The 12559-nt window shown below is 73.2% G+C and carries 13 protein-coding genes; 5 read left to right on the top strand and 8 right to left on the bottom strand.

Annotated features, from left to right (window positions below; translation table 11 throughout):
* Window positions 1-4 precede the first annotated feature (4 nt).
* From AC067A_RS09665 to AC067A_RS09655, 3 genes are all read left to right on the top strand, one after another.
* Window positions 5-739, top strand: a complete 735-nt coding sequence (locus AC067A_RS09665) for a class I SAM-dependent methyltransferase (RefSeq protein WP_478616949.1) — start codon at window positions 5-7, stop codon at window positions 737-739.
* A complete protein-coding gene (locus tag AC067A_RS09660; protein ID WP_478616946.1) occupies window positions 736-1824 on the top strand; it encodes a prenyltransferase/squalene oxidase repeat-containing protein in 1089 nt (362 codons plus the stop codon). The genes AC067A_RS09665 and AC067A_RS09660 overlap by 4 nt, the downstream gene beginning before the upstream one ends.
* Before the next feature lie 161 nt (window positions 1825-1985).
* Complete coding sequence (locus AC067A_RS09655) at window positions 1986-2777, top strand: DUF2690 domain-containing protein (RefSeq protein WP_478616943.1); 792 nt, start codon at window positions 1986-1988, stop codon at window positions 2775-2777.
* Here AC067A_RS09655 and AC067A_RS09650 read toward each other — a convergent pair.
* The 3 genes from AC067A_RS09650 to AC067A_RS09640 all read right to left on the bottom strand — a co-directional run bounded on the left by AC067A_RS09650 (window position 2755) and on the right by AC067A_RS09640 (window position 5122).
* Window positions 2755-3645 (bottom strand): hypothetical protein, encoded by an 891-nt coding sequence (locus AC067A_RS09650; protein ID WP_478616940.1) that lies wholly within the window; start codon window positions 3643-3645, stop codon window positions 2755-2757. The genes AC067A_RS09655 and AC067A_RS09650 overlap by 23 nt on opposite strands.
* Window positions 3646-3731: 86 nt before the next feature.
* On the bottom strand, window positions 3732-4169 hold the full coding sequence (locus AC067A_RS09645) for a hypothetical protein (protein WP_478616938.1): 438 nt from the start codon (window positions 4167-4169) through the stop codon (window positions 3732-3734).
* Between the two features lie 113 nt (window positions 4170-4282).
* Window positions 4283-5122, bottom strand: a complete 840-nt coding sequence (locus AC067A_RS09640; RefSeq protein ID WP_478616936.1) for a helix-turn-helix domain-containing protein — start codon at window positions 5120-5122, stop codon at window positions 4283-4285.
* Window positions 5123-5392: 270 nt separating this feature from the next.
* Here AC067A_RS09640 and AC067A_RS09635 point away from each other — a divergent pair, with 270 nt between their 5' ends.
* Window positions 5393-5941 carry a hypothetical protein gene (locus AC067A_RS09635; protein WP_478617787.1) on the top strand — a complete coding sequence of 183 codons (549 nt, stop codon included), beginning with the start codon at window positions 5393-5395 and terminating at the stop codon, window positions 5939-5941.
* 8 nt (window positions 5942-5949) lie between these two features.
* On the opposite strand, the gene AC067A_RS09630 is transcribed toward AC067A_RS09635, so the two are convergent.
* The 3 genes from AC067A_RS09630 to AC067A_RS09620 all read right to left on the bottom strand — a co-directional run bounded on the left by AC067A_RS09630 (window position 5950) and on the right by AC067A_RS09620 (window position 9000).
* Window positions 5950-6960 (bottom strand): LLM class F420-dependent oxidoreductase, encoded by a 1011-nt coding sequence (locus AC067A_RS09630; RefSeq protein WP_478616934.1) that lies wholly within the window; start codon window positions 6958-6960, stop codon window positions 5950-5952.
* A gap of 158 nt (window positions 6961-7118) precedes the next feature.
* The gene (locus AC067A_RS09625) at window positions 7119-7979 is read right to left on the bottom strand and encodes a DUF5336 domain-containing protein (protein ID WP_478616931.1); all 861 of its coding nucleotides are present in this window, start codon (window positions 7977-7979) and stop codon (window positions 7119-7121) included.
* 106 nt (window positions 7980-8085) lie between these two features.
* Complete coding sequence (locus tag AC067A_RS09620; RefSeq protein WP_478616928.1) at window positions 8086-9000, bottom strand: N-acetylmuramoyl-L-alanine amidase; 915 nt, start codon at window positions 8998-9000, stop codon at window positions 8086-8088.
* 670 nt (window positions 9001-9670) lie between these two features.
* On the opposite strand from AC067A_RS09620, the gene AC067A_RS09615 reads away from it, so the two are divergent.
* The gene (locus AC067A_RS09615; protein WP_478616925.1) at window positions 9671-11137 is read left to right on the top strand and encodes a hypothetical protein; all 1467 of its coding nucleotides are present in this window, start codon (window positions 9671-9673) and stop codon (window positions 11135-11137) included.
* Window positions 11138-11342: 205 nt separating this feature from the next.
* Here AC067A_RS09615 and AC067A_RS09610 read toward each other — a convergent pair whose 3' ends face one another.
* Complete coding sequence (locus tag AC067A_RS09610; protein WP_478616921.1) at window positions 11343-11978, bottom strand: class I SAM-dependent methyltransferase; 636 nt, start codon at window positions 11976-11978, stop codon at window positions 11343-11345.
* A gap of 92 nt (window positions 11979-12070) precedes the next feature.
* The gene (locus AC067A_RS09605) at window positions 12071-12475 is read right to left on the bottom strand and encodes a DUF4259 domain-containing protein (protein WP_478616918.1); all 405 of its coding nucleotides are present in this window, start codon (window positions 12473-12475) and stop codon (window positions 12071-12073) included.
* Window positions 12476-12559: the final 84 nt, after the last annotated feature.

Raw genomic sequence — 12559 nt, 5'->3', positions numbered from 1 at the left:
TCTCGTGCTGACCGTCGATTTCACCCGCTTCCCGCTCGCCGCCGGCGACCGCGTGCTCGATCTGGGCTGCGGTGCGGGTCGGCACGCGTTCGAGTGCTACCGGCGCGGGGCGCAGGTGGTGGCGCTCGACCGGAACGGCGAGGAGATCCGCGAGGTCGCCAAGTGGTTCGCGGCGATGAAGGAGGCGGGGGAGGCGCCCGCCGGGGCGACGGCGACCGCCATGGAGGGCGACGCCCTCAACCTGCCGTTCCCCGACGAGTCCTTCGACGTCGTGATCATCTCCGAGGTCATGGAGCACATCCCGGACGACAAGGGGGTGCTCGCCGAGATGGTCCGCGTCCTCAAGCCGGGCGGCCGGATCGCGATCACCGTCCCGCGCTACGGCCCGGAGAAGGTCTGCTGGACGCTCTCGGACGCGTACCACGAGGTCGAGGGCGGCCACATCCGCATCTACAAGGCGGACGAGCTCCTCGGCAAGATCCGGCAGGCCGGCCTGCGGCCGTACGGCACCCACCACGCGCACGCGCTGCACTCGCCGTACTGGTGGCTGAAGTGCGCCTTCGGCGTCGACAACGACAAGGCGCTGCCGGTCCGCGCGTACCACAAGCTGCTGGTCTGGGACATCATGAAGAAGCCCGCCCTGACCCGGGTCGCCGAGCAGCTGCTCAACCCGGTGGTCGGCAAGAGCTTCGTGGCGTACGCGACCAAGCCCCACCTCCCCAAGGCCGACGCGAAGTGACGTCTCCCGAGCGGATCGCGGAGCACCTCGTCCTGCCGGGGGTGCTCACGGCGGAGCAGGCCGCGGAGACCGTCGCGGGGATACTCGCCGGGCAGCGCGAGGACGGCGCCATCCCGTGGTTCCGGGGCCACCACCTCGACCCGTGGGACCACATTGAGGCCGCCATGGCCCTGGACACGGCCGGCGAGCACGCCGCCGCCGCCCGCGCCTACGACTGGCTCGCCCGGCACCAGAACGGCGACGGCTCCTGGTACGCGGCCTACCACGACGGCGAGGCGGACCGGGTCACCGACCGGAGCAGGGAGTCCAACTTCGTCGCGTACATCGCGGTCGGCGTCTGGCACCACTACCTGTCCACCGGCGACGACGCCTTCCTCGACCGGATGTGGCCCGTCGTCTACGCGGCTGTCGAGTTCGTCCTCGAACTCCAGCAGCCCGGCGGCCAGATCGGCTGGAAGCGCGAGCCCGACGGCACACCGGTGAACGACGCGCTCCTCACCGGCAGTTCGTCGATCCACCAGGCCCTCCGCTGCGCCCTCGCCATCGCCGAGGCCCGCGAGGAGGCGCAGCCCGACTGGGAGCTGGCGGCCGGGGCCCTCGGCCACGCGATCCGCCGGCACCCCGAGCGGTTCCTCGACAAGTCCCGTTACTCGATGGACTGGTACTACCCGGTCCTCGGCGGCGCGATCACCGGACCCGAGGCGCAGGCCCGCATCGACGCCGACTGGGACACGTTCGTCGTGCCCGGCCTCGGCGTGCGCTGCGTCGTCCCGAACCCGTGGGTCACGGGCGGCGAGTCCTGCGAGCTGGCGCTCGCCCTGTGGGCGATGGGCGAGTCAGACCGGGCCCTCGCGGTCCTCCAGGACATCGGCCACCTGCGCGCCGAGAACGGCATGTACTGGACGGGGTACGTCTTCGAGGGCGACGAGGAGACCGACAAGGCCGTCTGGCCCGAGGAACAGACCGCCTGGACCGCCGGCTCCCTGCTGCTCGCGGTCGCCGCCCTCGGCGGCGAGGAGGCCACCGTCGCCGTCTTCGGCGGCGAACGCCTGCCGAGCGGACTGGAGCCCGACTGCTGCGGCTGAAGTCTCCGCCGATCCTGGCTTGATATGTGCTTGACGCACGCATATCCAAGTGCGCGAAGCGCCCATGGAGGCGCTTTAGGATGTGCGCGTCCATGAGTGGCATGGACACGCACGGTGCGGGGGAACAGGGTTCAGTGGACCGTCAAGGGTCTGTCACGAGAATGACCACGGCCTCGGCCGAGGAGTTGGCGAGCGAACTGCTCGCACGGAAGAAGGCGTCGGGTCTGAGCTTCGCCCAACTCGGTGAGAAGACCCACTACGCGAAGTCGTCGTGGGAGCGCTGGGTCAACGGGAAGCAGTTCCCGCCACGGGCCGCCGTGGAGAGCATCGCCCGCCTCGACGGGAGCGACCCGGCGGTCCTGCTCGCCCTCTGGAGCCGGGCGGACGAGGAACGGGCGTCGGAGGGCGAGGCGGAACCCGACGGCCCGCAGGAGGTCACGGCCGACGAGGCGGCCGAGCCCGCGCGGCCCGGGCGCCGGCGCGCGCTGTGGATCTCGGCCGCCGTTGCCGGACTCCTCCTCGCCGCGGGAGCCGCCGTGGCCTCCGCGACGTACTTCGGCGACGAGCCGGAGCCGCGCCCCGAGGTCGCGGGCCCCGCCACGGGCTGCACCGGCAGCGGGTGCGAGGGCCGGGACCCGAAGAAGATGAACTGCGGCGCCGACGCGGTCACGGTGCGCACCGGCTCCATCCCCAAGGACCTGGTGATCGAGCTCCGCTACAGCAAGGCCTGCCAGGCGGCGTGGGGCCGTATCTCCTTCGCCGAGATCGGCGCCACCGTGGTCGTCAACAACTCGGACGGCGCCGCGCAGGCCGACGTCGTGCACTACGACAGAGACGTCTACACGCCGCTGATCGCGGCCCCGGACGACGGCTCGGTCTGGGTCTGCGCCGCCCTGCCGAAGGACGGGCAGCGCAGCTGCACCGGCCGCTTCATCCCGAGCCAGGAGAAGTAGCGGCCAGGACCTCGCGCGACTCCCGCTCCTGGCGGGCCGTGAGGCTCTTCCAGTCCTTGGCGACGGCCGGATTCCGGTCCAGCCACCGCTGCTGGACGGCGGCGAGCCGGGTGTAGGCGGTGTCGAGGTAGCCCGTCTCGTCCTTGCAGCGCAGATCCGCCTCCAGAGCGGGACTGGCCGCGCGGGCCTCGGCGGTGCGCAGCGATCCGAGGAGCCGTGCGGGATCGGGTTCGGTGAACCCGGCCCGGTCCATGCACGCCTGCCACCGCGCCGTCGCGGCCTTGAACGCGGGATCCTTCTCGACGTCCGTACGCGCCTGCTCCTGCACCTCGAACAGCATGATCCGCACCTGGAGCCACCGCATCCGGCCGTCGCCGAGGATCCGCGTCTCGGCCTCGGCGAGACAGCCGTCGCCCGGCCGGGACACGCTCATGCGGATGCCCTTGGCGGTGACGCGCTTGCTCGGGTCCCCGAACAGTGCCCGCCGGTACGCCTCGGTGCTCTCCGGGCTGCCCGGCTTCGGCGGCGTCTCCTCCACCGGCGGGGCGGGCTCCGGGGCGGGCGTCGCCGACTCCAGGCCGAACGGCCGCGGCAGCTGGTCGCCGGCCTCCCCCGAAGCCCCGGCGGTGGGGGCGTACCGGAATCCCCGCTTCGCCATGCAGGTGATGGCGAACTGCCGTTGCGCCTCGAAGCTGCGGGTGTTCGGAGTGAACAGGAGCTCGGTGGCCGGCGGCCGCCGGTGCAGTTCGGCCGTGTCGCTCCGGGTGGCGGCGGCGGTCCGGTGGTCCGGTTCCGGCGTCGTGCCGCACCCGGAGAGCGCCGCCGCGCCGACGGCCAGGCCGAGCGCGAGTACGCGCGTGTTCCGCATTCCTGCTGCCCTTCGGGTGCGTGGAGGGGGTCTACGGGGCCCGGCACACCCCCGTGTTGCCGGGCCCCGGTCATGCCGGGTGTGGATCAGAAGCAGGGGACGGTGGTCGTGGAGCGGACCTTCAGGGAGCTGGCCTGGCCCGCCTGGCCATCCCAGTCGTGGTTCAGCTGGTAGTCGTCGACCGAGCTGCCCGGGTTCACGCAGAAGAGCAGCCCGCCCTGGTGGTTGATGTCCCGGTAGTAGTGGCTCTCGTAGCCGCTGTTGCTGGAGTTGCTCGCGGAGTGCACCCCGTCGTTCACCCAGCTGCCGTCGTCGAAGTAGTCGTTGGTGAAGTCGAGGTCGGTGTTGAAGAACGCGTGCTTGTTGTTCTCCTGGATGGTGCCGGAGAAGACGCAGTGGTAACCCGAGGGGCAGTTGGGGCCGGCAGCGGCCGTACCCGCCGTCGCCACACCGGCCGTGACGATCAGCGCCGTCGCGCCGAGGACGGCCGCGGCCCGCTTGCGGAACCCAGTGGTGCTGCTCATCGTCTGATCCACCTTCGTGTCGTGAGCGACCCGGCGGGTCGCGCGCGCAGACAGGCTGACACCTGCCGCACGGCCTCGTATTGGACAAAAACGCACTGCGCGCGGCCGCCCGTTCAGCCGGCCAGCCACGCGCTCGCCCCACTCCGGGCCGCCAGGAAGCGGCCCGGCGGCATCCCCGTCATCGCCGTGAAGTCGCGGCTGAGGTGGGCCTGGTCGTAGAACCCGCAGGCGATGGCGACGTCCGCGGCCGCGCCCCCCGTGGCCAGCAGCCGGATCGCACGGTTCAGCCGCAGGACGCGGGCCAGGCGCTTGGGGGTGAGGCCGATCTGCTCGCGGAAGCGGTTCTCCAGGTGGCGCAGGCTCCAGCCCGTCCTGGCGGCCAGCTCGGCGATCGGCAGCGAACCCCCCGTACGGTCGAGGAGCCGCCACGCCTCCAGGACGGCGGGGGACGGCTCATGGGACGCCGCGGCGCCGGTCGCCCAGCGCAGCAGGGCCTCGTCGAGCAGGGCGAACCGCTCCCGCCACCCCGGGGCCGCCTCCAGGGCCGCGCCGAGCTCATGGGCCCGGGCGCCCAAGACGTCCGCCGGGTCCGTGACCGTCTCCGCGAGCTCCCCCAGGGAGGTGCCGAAGAGCCGGTACGCCGCCCAAGGGGCGAGGGAGAGCTCCACCCCGTGAAGGTCTCCCTGGTGCTCGAGCACCCTGGCCCGGGTGTGCAGACCGGACACCACCGACGTGTGGGACGGCACCGCGGCCCCCGCCTCGCCACGGCCCGTCCGGCCGAGCCGCATCTCGCTGCCGAACCCGATGAGCAGCGACACCCTCCCGGTCGGCACCACCAGCCGCTCCTGCGGCATGCCCGCCGTCGACCGGAACCCGCGGTACGCGCCGACGCCCGGCCGGAGCCGGGCATCGGGCCTCGCATAGAACCACTGGCAGTTTCCCGTTGCGCACACGCGGCGTCTCACCGTCACACCCTTCCGGGCCCGGAACGATCCCGGACCGACCTTCACGACCACTGTCGGATCGGGGCGGACGGGGGGCCAGAGGCGTCGGCGTCCCAGGGACGGGAAGGGACGTCCCTCGTCGCTGACCTGCGGAGATGTCGGCGGAAGGGGATGCGCGGACAGAGTGCTGAGCCCGTACGGAGTCGCCCGGGTGGCGGGTCGCCGGGGGCCGGGTGAGGCTGGCGCCACAGCCCCCAGGGAGGTTCCGTCTTGTCTGTCGTGCCCAGAACCGTCTCGCGTGGCGTCGTGGCGCTGCTCCTGTCCTGCACCCTGCTCCTGACGACCGCCGCGTGCGGCGGCGACGACGAGGCCCAGAACACGGGCGCCGCCGCGACCCCGACGAGTACGGGCACCTTCGAGCAGCAGAAGCTGGCGAAGACCCGCTTCGTGGCCAACGCGGGTCTGGCGGCGGGCGCCACGTACCAGTGGATCGTGAAGCCGTACCGCGCGGGCAAGTTCCAGAAGGGCGCCGAAGGCCGTACCTTCGCGCTGGTGAAGGCGGGCCTCGCGGGCGCGTTCGCCTACAACCGGCTCAAGGCGGCCGTGAACAACGCCAAGGGCGACCCGCTGCTCTCGAAGGCGGTCGCGCCGCTCTCGGCGGGGATCGAGTCGCTGAAGGACCTCGGGACCAAGCTCCGCAAGGGCGAGGCGGGCGCCGCCGACGTCGGAGCCTTCGAGAGCGTCATCAACAGCGTCAAGGACGCCGGGAAAAGCGCCGGCGCCGAGGTCGTCGACAAGGTGCCCAGCGCCTCACAACTGGGCGGGTAGGGACACCCTCAGGCGTTGAGTTCCGCGAGGACGCGGAGCGTGGCGGGGTCCGGTGACGTGACGAGGAGGTCCGTCACCGGGCCCCGCCGCCACGAGTCGAGCCGTTCGGCGATGCGGGCGCGCGGGCCCACGAGGGAGATCTCGTCCGCGAAGGCGTCCGGCACGGCGAGCACGGCCTCCTCGCGCCGCCCGGCCGCGAAGAGCTCCTGGATCCGCCGGGCCTCCTTCTCGTACCCCATCCGTCCCATCAGGTCGGCGTGGAAGTTGCGGGCCGCGTGCCCCATGCCGCCGATGTAGAAGCCGAGCATCGCCTTGACGGGCAGCAGGCCGGCCGCCACGTCGTCGCAGAGCCGCGCCCGGACCATGGGGGCCACCAGGAAGCCCTCCGGCAGGCGCTCGGGGAGCGCGTAGACCTCGGCCCAGCGGTCGGGCGTCCAGTACAGGGGGATCCAGCCGTCGGCGACGGCGAGGGTCTGCGCGATGTTCCTCGGCCCCTCGGCGCCGAGCAGGACGGGGACGTCGGCCCGCAGCGGGTGGGTGATCGGCTTGAGCGCCTTGCCGAGTCCGGTGCCGTCCTCGCCCGCGTACGGGTGGGAGTGGTGCCGTCCGTCGAGCCGGACGGGCCCCTCCCGGCGCAGGACCTGCCGGACCACGTCCACGTACTCGCGGGTCGCGGTCAGCGGGGAGCTGGGGAAGGGGCGGCCGTACCAGCCCTCGACGACCTGCGGCCCGGACAGGCCGAGCCCGAGGAGAAGGCGCCCGCCCGACAGGTGGTCCAGGGTGAGCGCGTGCATCGCGGTCGTCGTCGGCGCGCGCGCGGCCATCTGCGCGACGGCCGTGCCGAGCCTGATCCGGCTGGTGTGGGCGGCGATCCAGGTCAGGGCCGTGAAGGCGTCGGAGCCCCAGGCCTCCGCCGTCCACACGGAGTCGTAGCCGAGCCGCTCGGCCTCGCGGGCGAGTTCGAGGTGGGCGGGCGAGGGGCCGCGGCCCCAGTAGCCGAGCGCGAGTCCGAGTCGCATGCCCCGCAACCTTTCTGACGATCCGTCAGGTAGTGCGGGCACTGTACGGCAACGGCCCCCCGCCCGGAAGGGATTCCGGGCGGGGGGCCGTTCGCGCGAGGCGTGCGCGGGGACCGGGTCCGGTCCGCCGCGAGCCGGGCGGGACCTTGCGGACGGACCTAGCCGCGCTGGATGCCCGTGGTGTCCTGGAGGACGCCGCGGCGGCCGTCCTGCGTCTGGGCCACCAGGGCCGGACCGCGCTGCTCGACCGCCAGGTACCAGGTGCCGGGCGCCAGTTCGGCGATCGGCGCCTGCGAACCGTCCTCCGCGTACAGCGGACGGGCGACTGGCACCGCGAACCAGAACGGCGCGAAGTCGGCCGCGGGCGCGGCCGGCTGCGGAGCCTGGGCCTGCGGCTCCGGCTGCTTCGGGGCCTGCGGCTGCGGTGCGGCGGCCTGCGCGCCGAACGGCTGGCCCGCGCCCTGCGACGGGTCCTGCGGACCGCCGTACTGCGGGTGCTGCGCGCCCGGGTAGCCGTAGCCGCCGGGAACGCCCTGCTGCCCCGGCTGGCCCTGCTGCATGCCGTACGGGTGCGGGGCCTGCGGGCTCGGCGCGCCGACCAGCGGGGCCTTCAGCGCGGGGACCAGCGGACCGGCCACCGCGGCACCGGCCGCGACCAGGGCGGCGATCAGGCCGAGGATCAGGCCCGCGCCCGCGTTCGACGCCTCGAAGACCCACATCAGCAGGGTCCACGCGGAGGCGACGGTGAACGCGGCGCCGACCTGGTTCAGCTCCAGGCCGACGACCTTGCGCTGCTGCGGCAGGCCGTGGGAGAGGACCACGAGGGCGACGCCGGCGATGCCCAGGAGGAAGGAGCCCCAGCCGAGGGGCGACACCTCCCAGGAGTTCGGGGTGTCGATCTGGTCGCAGATCGAGGCCGGGCCGTCGCAGCTGGCGTAGCCGAGGAACGAGGCGATGAACAGCACCACCGCTGCACCGATCAGCACGCCATCGCCTCGGGTGAGGGAGCGGATATTCACGTAAGAGTCCTTCGTCGTTCGTCGGTCGTCGCGTCGGGGGTGGCACTCGGGGCCCGTGGCACGGGGGCGGCCCCATCGTACGGAGCGAATCTATCGCCCGCCGGTTCTACCCCTCGAGGTAGGTCGCGATGCCGTCCGCGATCCCCTGTGCCGCCTTCTGCCGCCACGCCGATGACGTGAGCAGCCGCGCATCCTTCGGATCACGCATATTGCCGCATTCGACGAAGACCTTGGGCACGGTCGAGAGATTGAGGCCGCCGAGATCGCCCCGTACGTCCAACCCCGTACCGTCGCCGAGGTAGTTGGCGGGCGACGTTCCGGTCGCGCGCCCGAACCGGTCGGCGATCCGCTCGCCCAGCGTCCGGGACGGCCCGACGATCGCGGCGGTGTCCGCCGAACCGCCGCGCACCCGTGCGGGCAGGATCACATGGAAGCCGCGGTGGCCGACCGCCGAACCGTCGGCGTGCACGGAGACCACGGCGTCGGCGCGGGCCGCGTTGCCGATGCGGGCCCGCTCGTCGATGCACGGGCCCCACGGCCGGTCGGCGTCGTGGGTGAGGACCACCTTCGCGCCCCGGGCCGTGAGGAGGTCCCGCAGCCGGTGCGAGACGTCGAGCGTGAACGACGCCTCCGTGTACCCCGCGTCGGTGGAGGTGCCGGTGGTGTCGCACTCCTTGCGGGTCGTCCCGATGTCCACCTTCTGGTTGATCTCACGGAAATGACCGAAATTGCCCGAGTTGTGACCCGGGTCGATGACGACGGTCCGGCCGGCGAGGGAGCCGCTCCCCCCGGAGGCCGGGAGGGGCGACCGGGTCGGCGTCGGGGCGGCGGAGGCGAGCGGGGGGCGGGACTGGGCGCCCCGCGCCTGCTCGGTCGCCTCGGCCCGCCGGGTCTCCTGGGCCTTTCCGGAGGCCTGCGAGGCCTGCGAGGCCCCGCATCCGGCGAGTACGGCGCAGCAGCCCGTGGCGGCGAGGGCGAGGGCGAGAGCACGGCGGGCGGTGTTCCGGTGGTCGTACGGCACCCAGCGACTCTAGGCCCTGGGTGGCGCGAATTCCCGCAGGGCGAAGGTCGCAGGTTTGTCACCGCTTCCCGGAACGGCGGACGCGTGTGCGCAGACGGTGAAGGGTAGGTGAGAAGAGCGGCGGTGGGGTGTCACCGCGCATGGACCACGAGGGGGAACCGTGGTGGGGGAAGAACCGAACGACGCCCGTCCCGGACCGAACGACGCCCGTCCCGGACCGACGGACGCCCGTCCCGGACCGAACGATGCCGGTCCTGGGCCGATGGGGGGCGGTGCTGGATCGACGGGGGGCGGACCGAACGATGCCGGCCCTGGGCCGATGGGGGCCGGGCCCGGACCGGGTGGCGCCGGGCCCGGACCGTTGGACCCGCGGACCCCGGCCCCGGTCCCGACCGGGCCGCCCGTACCCGAAGGTCCTCCGCGGGTCGCCGAACCCCCGTGGACGGCGCCGCCCGCTCACGGGACGCCGACCCTCGCGTTCGGCCCGCCGCCGGGGGCGCCGTCGGGCCCGCCGCCCGGTCAGCCGCCCACGGCACCGCCCGGCTACGGACCGCCGCCGGGGAACGGCCCGGCCGGGTACGGGCCGCCGCCGGGCTACGGGCCGCCCCCCGGGTACGGGCCGCAGCCGTCGGGGGAGCCGAGGGGTGAGGCGAACGGGGCGCAGGCGGCGATGATCGGCCTGCTCAACCTCTCCTGCCTCGGGCTCGGTTACGTGCTGCTGCGCAACTGGGTCGGTGCCGCTCTCTGCTGGCTCGCCACGGCCGCGCTGCTGGTGTTCGCGCTTCCGGCGGACGTCGACGGCGTGCCCGTGGGCGTGCTCGCCGGATACGGCGTGATCCTGCTCGCCGCTGCCGCGGACGGGGCCCGGCGCGGCCTGCGGGCCACGCTCCGGGTGGGCGCGTCGGTCCGGCGCCTCGCGCTGCCGCTCGCCCTCGTGCTGCTCGTCGTGCCGGCGGGCGGATCCCTGGCGTACGGGGCGGCGCGCGACGAGGCGAAGGAGGAGGCGCTGCTCGCGCGGCTCGCGGCGGCGGACGCGCTCGTGGAGTCCGCCGACGGCCTCGCCTTCGACAAGGCAGAGCCGACGTTCCGCGAGGCGCTCGCCGTCTACCAGGACCTCGGCACGAAGCACGCGGGGTCGCGGGCCGGGAAGCTGGTCCCCAAGCGGCTCGACGCCTACTACGCGACGGTCTCCGCCCCGTACGGGAAGAAGCAGTACTGCGAGGCCGTCCCGCCGCTGAAGCACCTGCGGGGGCTGGCCGGCACCGTCGACAAGCGGCTGCTCGGCTCACGGCCCGCCAAGACGGACGATCCGCTCGCCGAGTCCCTCTACGAGTGCGGGACCGCCGCGCTCGGCGTGAAGACGGCCGACCCGACGGCCAGCGAGAGCCTCGACGAACTCCTGAAGACCTTCCCGAAGTCGAGCCACGCGACCCGCGTGGAGCCGGCCGTCCGCGCGGCGATCAAGACCAGGACGACCGCGCTGAGCGGGGGCTCCGCGCCCTGCGACACCACCGAGGAGCTGCGCGCGCTCCGTTCCTCGCTCGACAACATGTCGGACCCGTCCCTGCAGACGGCCACGAAGGAGGCGGCCGACGCGGTCCGGACGGGCGAGTTCACCTGCGGGACCGACCAGTTCAAGAAGAAGGACTTCACCGCCGCCGTCACGACCATGACCGAGTACGCCAAGGCGTACCCGAGCAGCCCGCAGGCGGCGCACGCCCGATCGATCGCCATCGCCGCCGAGATCGCCGACGAGGAGCCGGCGGCCGGCAGGAGCCTGCCCCGGGCGGACGTCCCCGACGGCGCCCGGATGGTCATGGTGGTGAGCAACGACGGCCCCGGTGAGGTCGAGCTGCTCTACACCGGCCCGCTGACCGGCAAGGTCACCCTCAAGGCGTGCGGCACCTGCACCAAGTACCCGGGCCCGATCTTCTCGAACGGAAAGAAGGCCAAGGCCTGCACCGGGCCGTCCTCGAAGTACCCGAAGGCGACCCTGCTGCTGCCGGTAGGCGACTACCACTTCCTCCAGAAGCGCCTGTCCGGCGGCTCGGCCTCCGGCGACACCAAGTCCAGCACGGCGAAGATCGAACCCGGCTACAGCTACACCAACTGCCTCTACGTGACCTCCGGGTACTGACCCGGCGCGACCGGACGGGCCCGAGCGTCGGCCGGTGACCGGTGACCGGTGACCGGTGACCGGTGACCGGTCACCAATCACCAATCACCGGTGGCTTGTGGCTGGTGACTGCCGCCGTCAGCCGTCAGCCGTCAGCCGTCAGCCGTCGGTCGACGCCGACAGCCGGCGATCGACGCCGACAGCCGGCGATCGACGCCCGGCGGCCTCAGCCCACGCGGCGGAGCACCCGCAGCGAGTCGGTGACCGAGACCTCCTCGAAGTCGCCCGACTCCAGGGCGCGGAGGTAGATCCGGTAGGGGGCCTGGCCGCCGTCCTCCGGGTTCGGGAAGACGTCGTGGATGACGAGCAGGCCCCCGGGGGCGACCTTGGGGGCCCAGCCCTCGTAGTCGTTCGTGGCGTGCTCGTCGGTGTGCCCGCCGTCGATGAACACCAGGCCGAGCTGTCCGCCCCACACCTTCGCCACCTGCGGCGAACGACCGACCACCGCCACGACGTGGTCCTCGAGGCCCGCCTGGTGCAGGGTCCGGCGGAACGTGGGCAGCGTGTCCATGAGCCCCACCTCCGGGTCGACCACGGTCTCGTCGTGGTACTCCCAGCCGGGCTGCTGCTCCTCGCTGCCCCGGTGGTGGTCCACGGTCACCGCTACCGTGCCCGCCTGCCGCGCCACGTCGGCCAGCAGGATCGTGGACCGCCCGCAGTACGTCCCGACCTCCAGGAGCGGCAGCCCGAGCTTCGCGGCGCCGGTGGCGGCGTCGTACAGCGCGAGCCCCTCCACCACGGGCATGAAGCCCTTCGCCGCCTCGAAGGCGGCAAGGATCTCGGGGGTGGGCTCGGCGGCCATGGGCGGGTCCTCCTACTGGCGGGTACGCGGGTACGCGGGCCCATCGTGCCCTACGCGCCGCCCTCGAACCACACCCGTCCCGCCGCTCCGCGTCACGCCCCCGCCAGGACCGCCCGGAGCTTGCGGACCCCTGCCTTCCACTCCTCGCCGTCCGACTCCTCCCAGAGTTCGAGCAGCTCGGAGGGTTCGGTGAGGATCCGGTCCAGCGCCGCCACGGCGTCCGGGCGCAGGTCGCCCGGGAGGGGCGGCAGGGGGTCCTTCGGGCCGTACGAGGTGGTGACCGGCTCGCCGCCCGGGCACTGGGCCGCGAGCAGCGCCGCCGAGGCGATCGCCTCGTCCGCCAGGTCCGCGTCCAGGTACGCGTCGCCGGTCCCGATCACCTCGCGGAAGGCCGTGCGCAGCACCTCCGCCTTCTTCTCCGCCGGCGCCTCGTCCACCCGGTACGAGAAGTCGGCGGCGGTGTCGTTGTCGAAGGGGCCGATGTCCCAGGTACCCATGGCGCGCTCGCTCTCACAGTCGTCTGCCCGTCTGGAACGACAGCCTGTCAGGCACCACTGACAACGGCCGGTGTGCGGCGGCGT

Source organism: Streptomyces sp. NPDC043176, assembly GCF_056436715.1.
This window is presented reverse-complemented; position numbering and strand designations above follow the sequence as displayed.

Excerpts from the sequence above, each read along its gene's own strand:
- AC067A_RS09655 (WP_478616943.1), top strand. The coding sequence starts at position 1,986 with ATGACCACGGCCTCGGCCGAGGAGTTGGCGAGCGAACTGCTCGCACGG.
- AC067A_RS09650 (WP_478616940.1), bottom strand. The coding sequence starts at position 3,645 with ATGCGGAACACGCGCGTACTCGCGCTCGGCCTGGCCGTCGGCGCGGCG.
- AC067A_RS09645 (WP_478616938.1), bottom strand. The coding sequence starts at position 4,169 with ATGAGCAGCACCACTGGGTTCCGCAAGCGGGCCGCGGCCGTCCTCGGC.
- AC067A_RS09630 (WP_478616934.1), bottom strand. The coding sequence starts at position 6,960 with ATGCGACTCGGACTCGCGCTCGGCTACTGGGGCCGCGGCCCCTCGCCC.
- AC067A_RS09615 (WP_478616925.1), top strand. The coding sequence starts at position 9,671 with ATGATCGGCCTGCTCAACCTCTCCTGCCTCGGGCTCGGTTACGTGCTG.
- AC067A_RS09610 (WP_478616921.1), bottom strand. The coding sequence starts at position 11,978 with ATGGCCGCCGAGCCCACCCCCGAGATCCTTGCCGCCTTCGAGGCGGCG.
- AC067A_RS09605 (WP_478616918.1), bottom strand. The coding sequence starts at position 12,475 with ATGGGTACCTGGGACATCGGCCCCTTCGACAACGACACCGCCGCCGAC.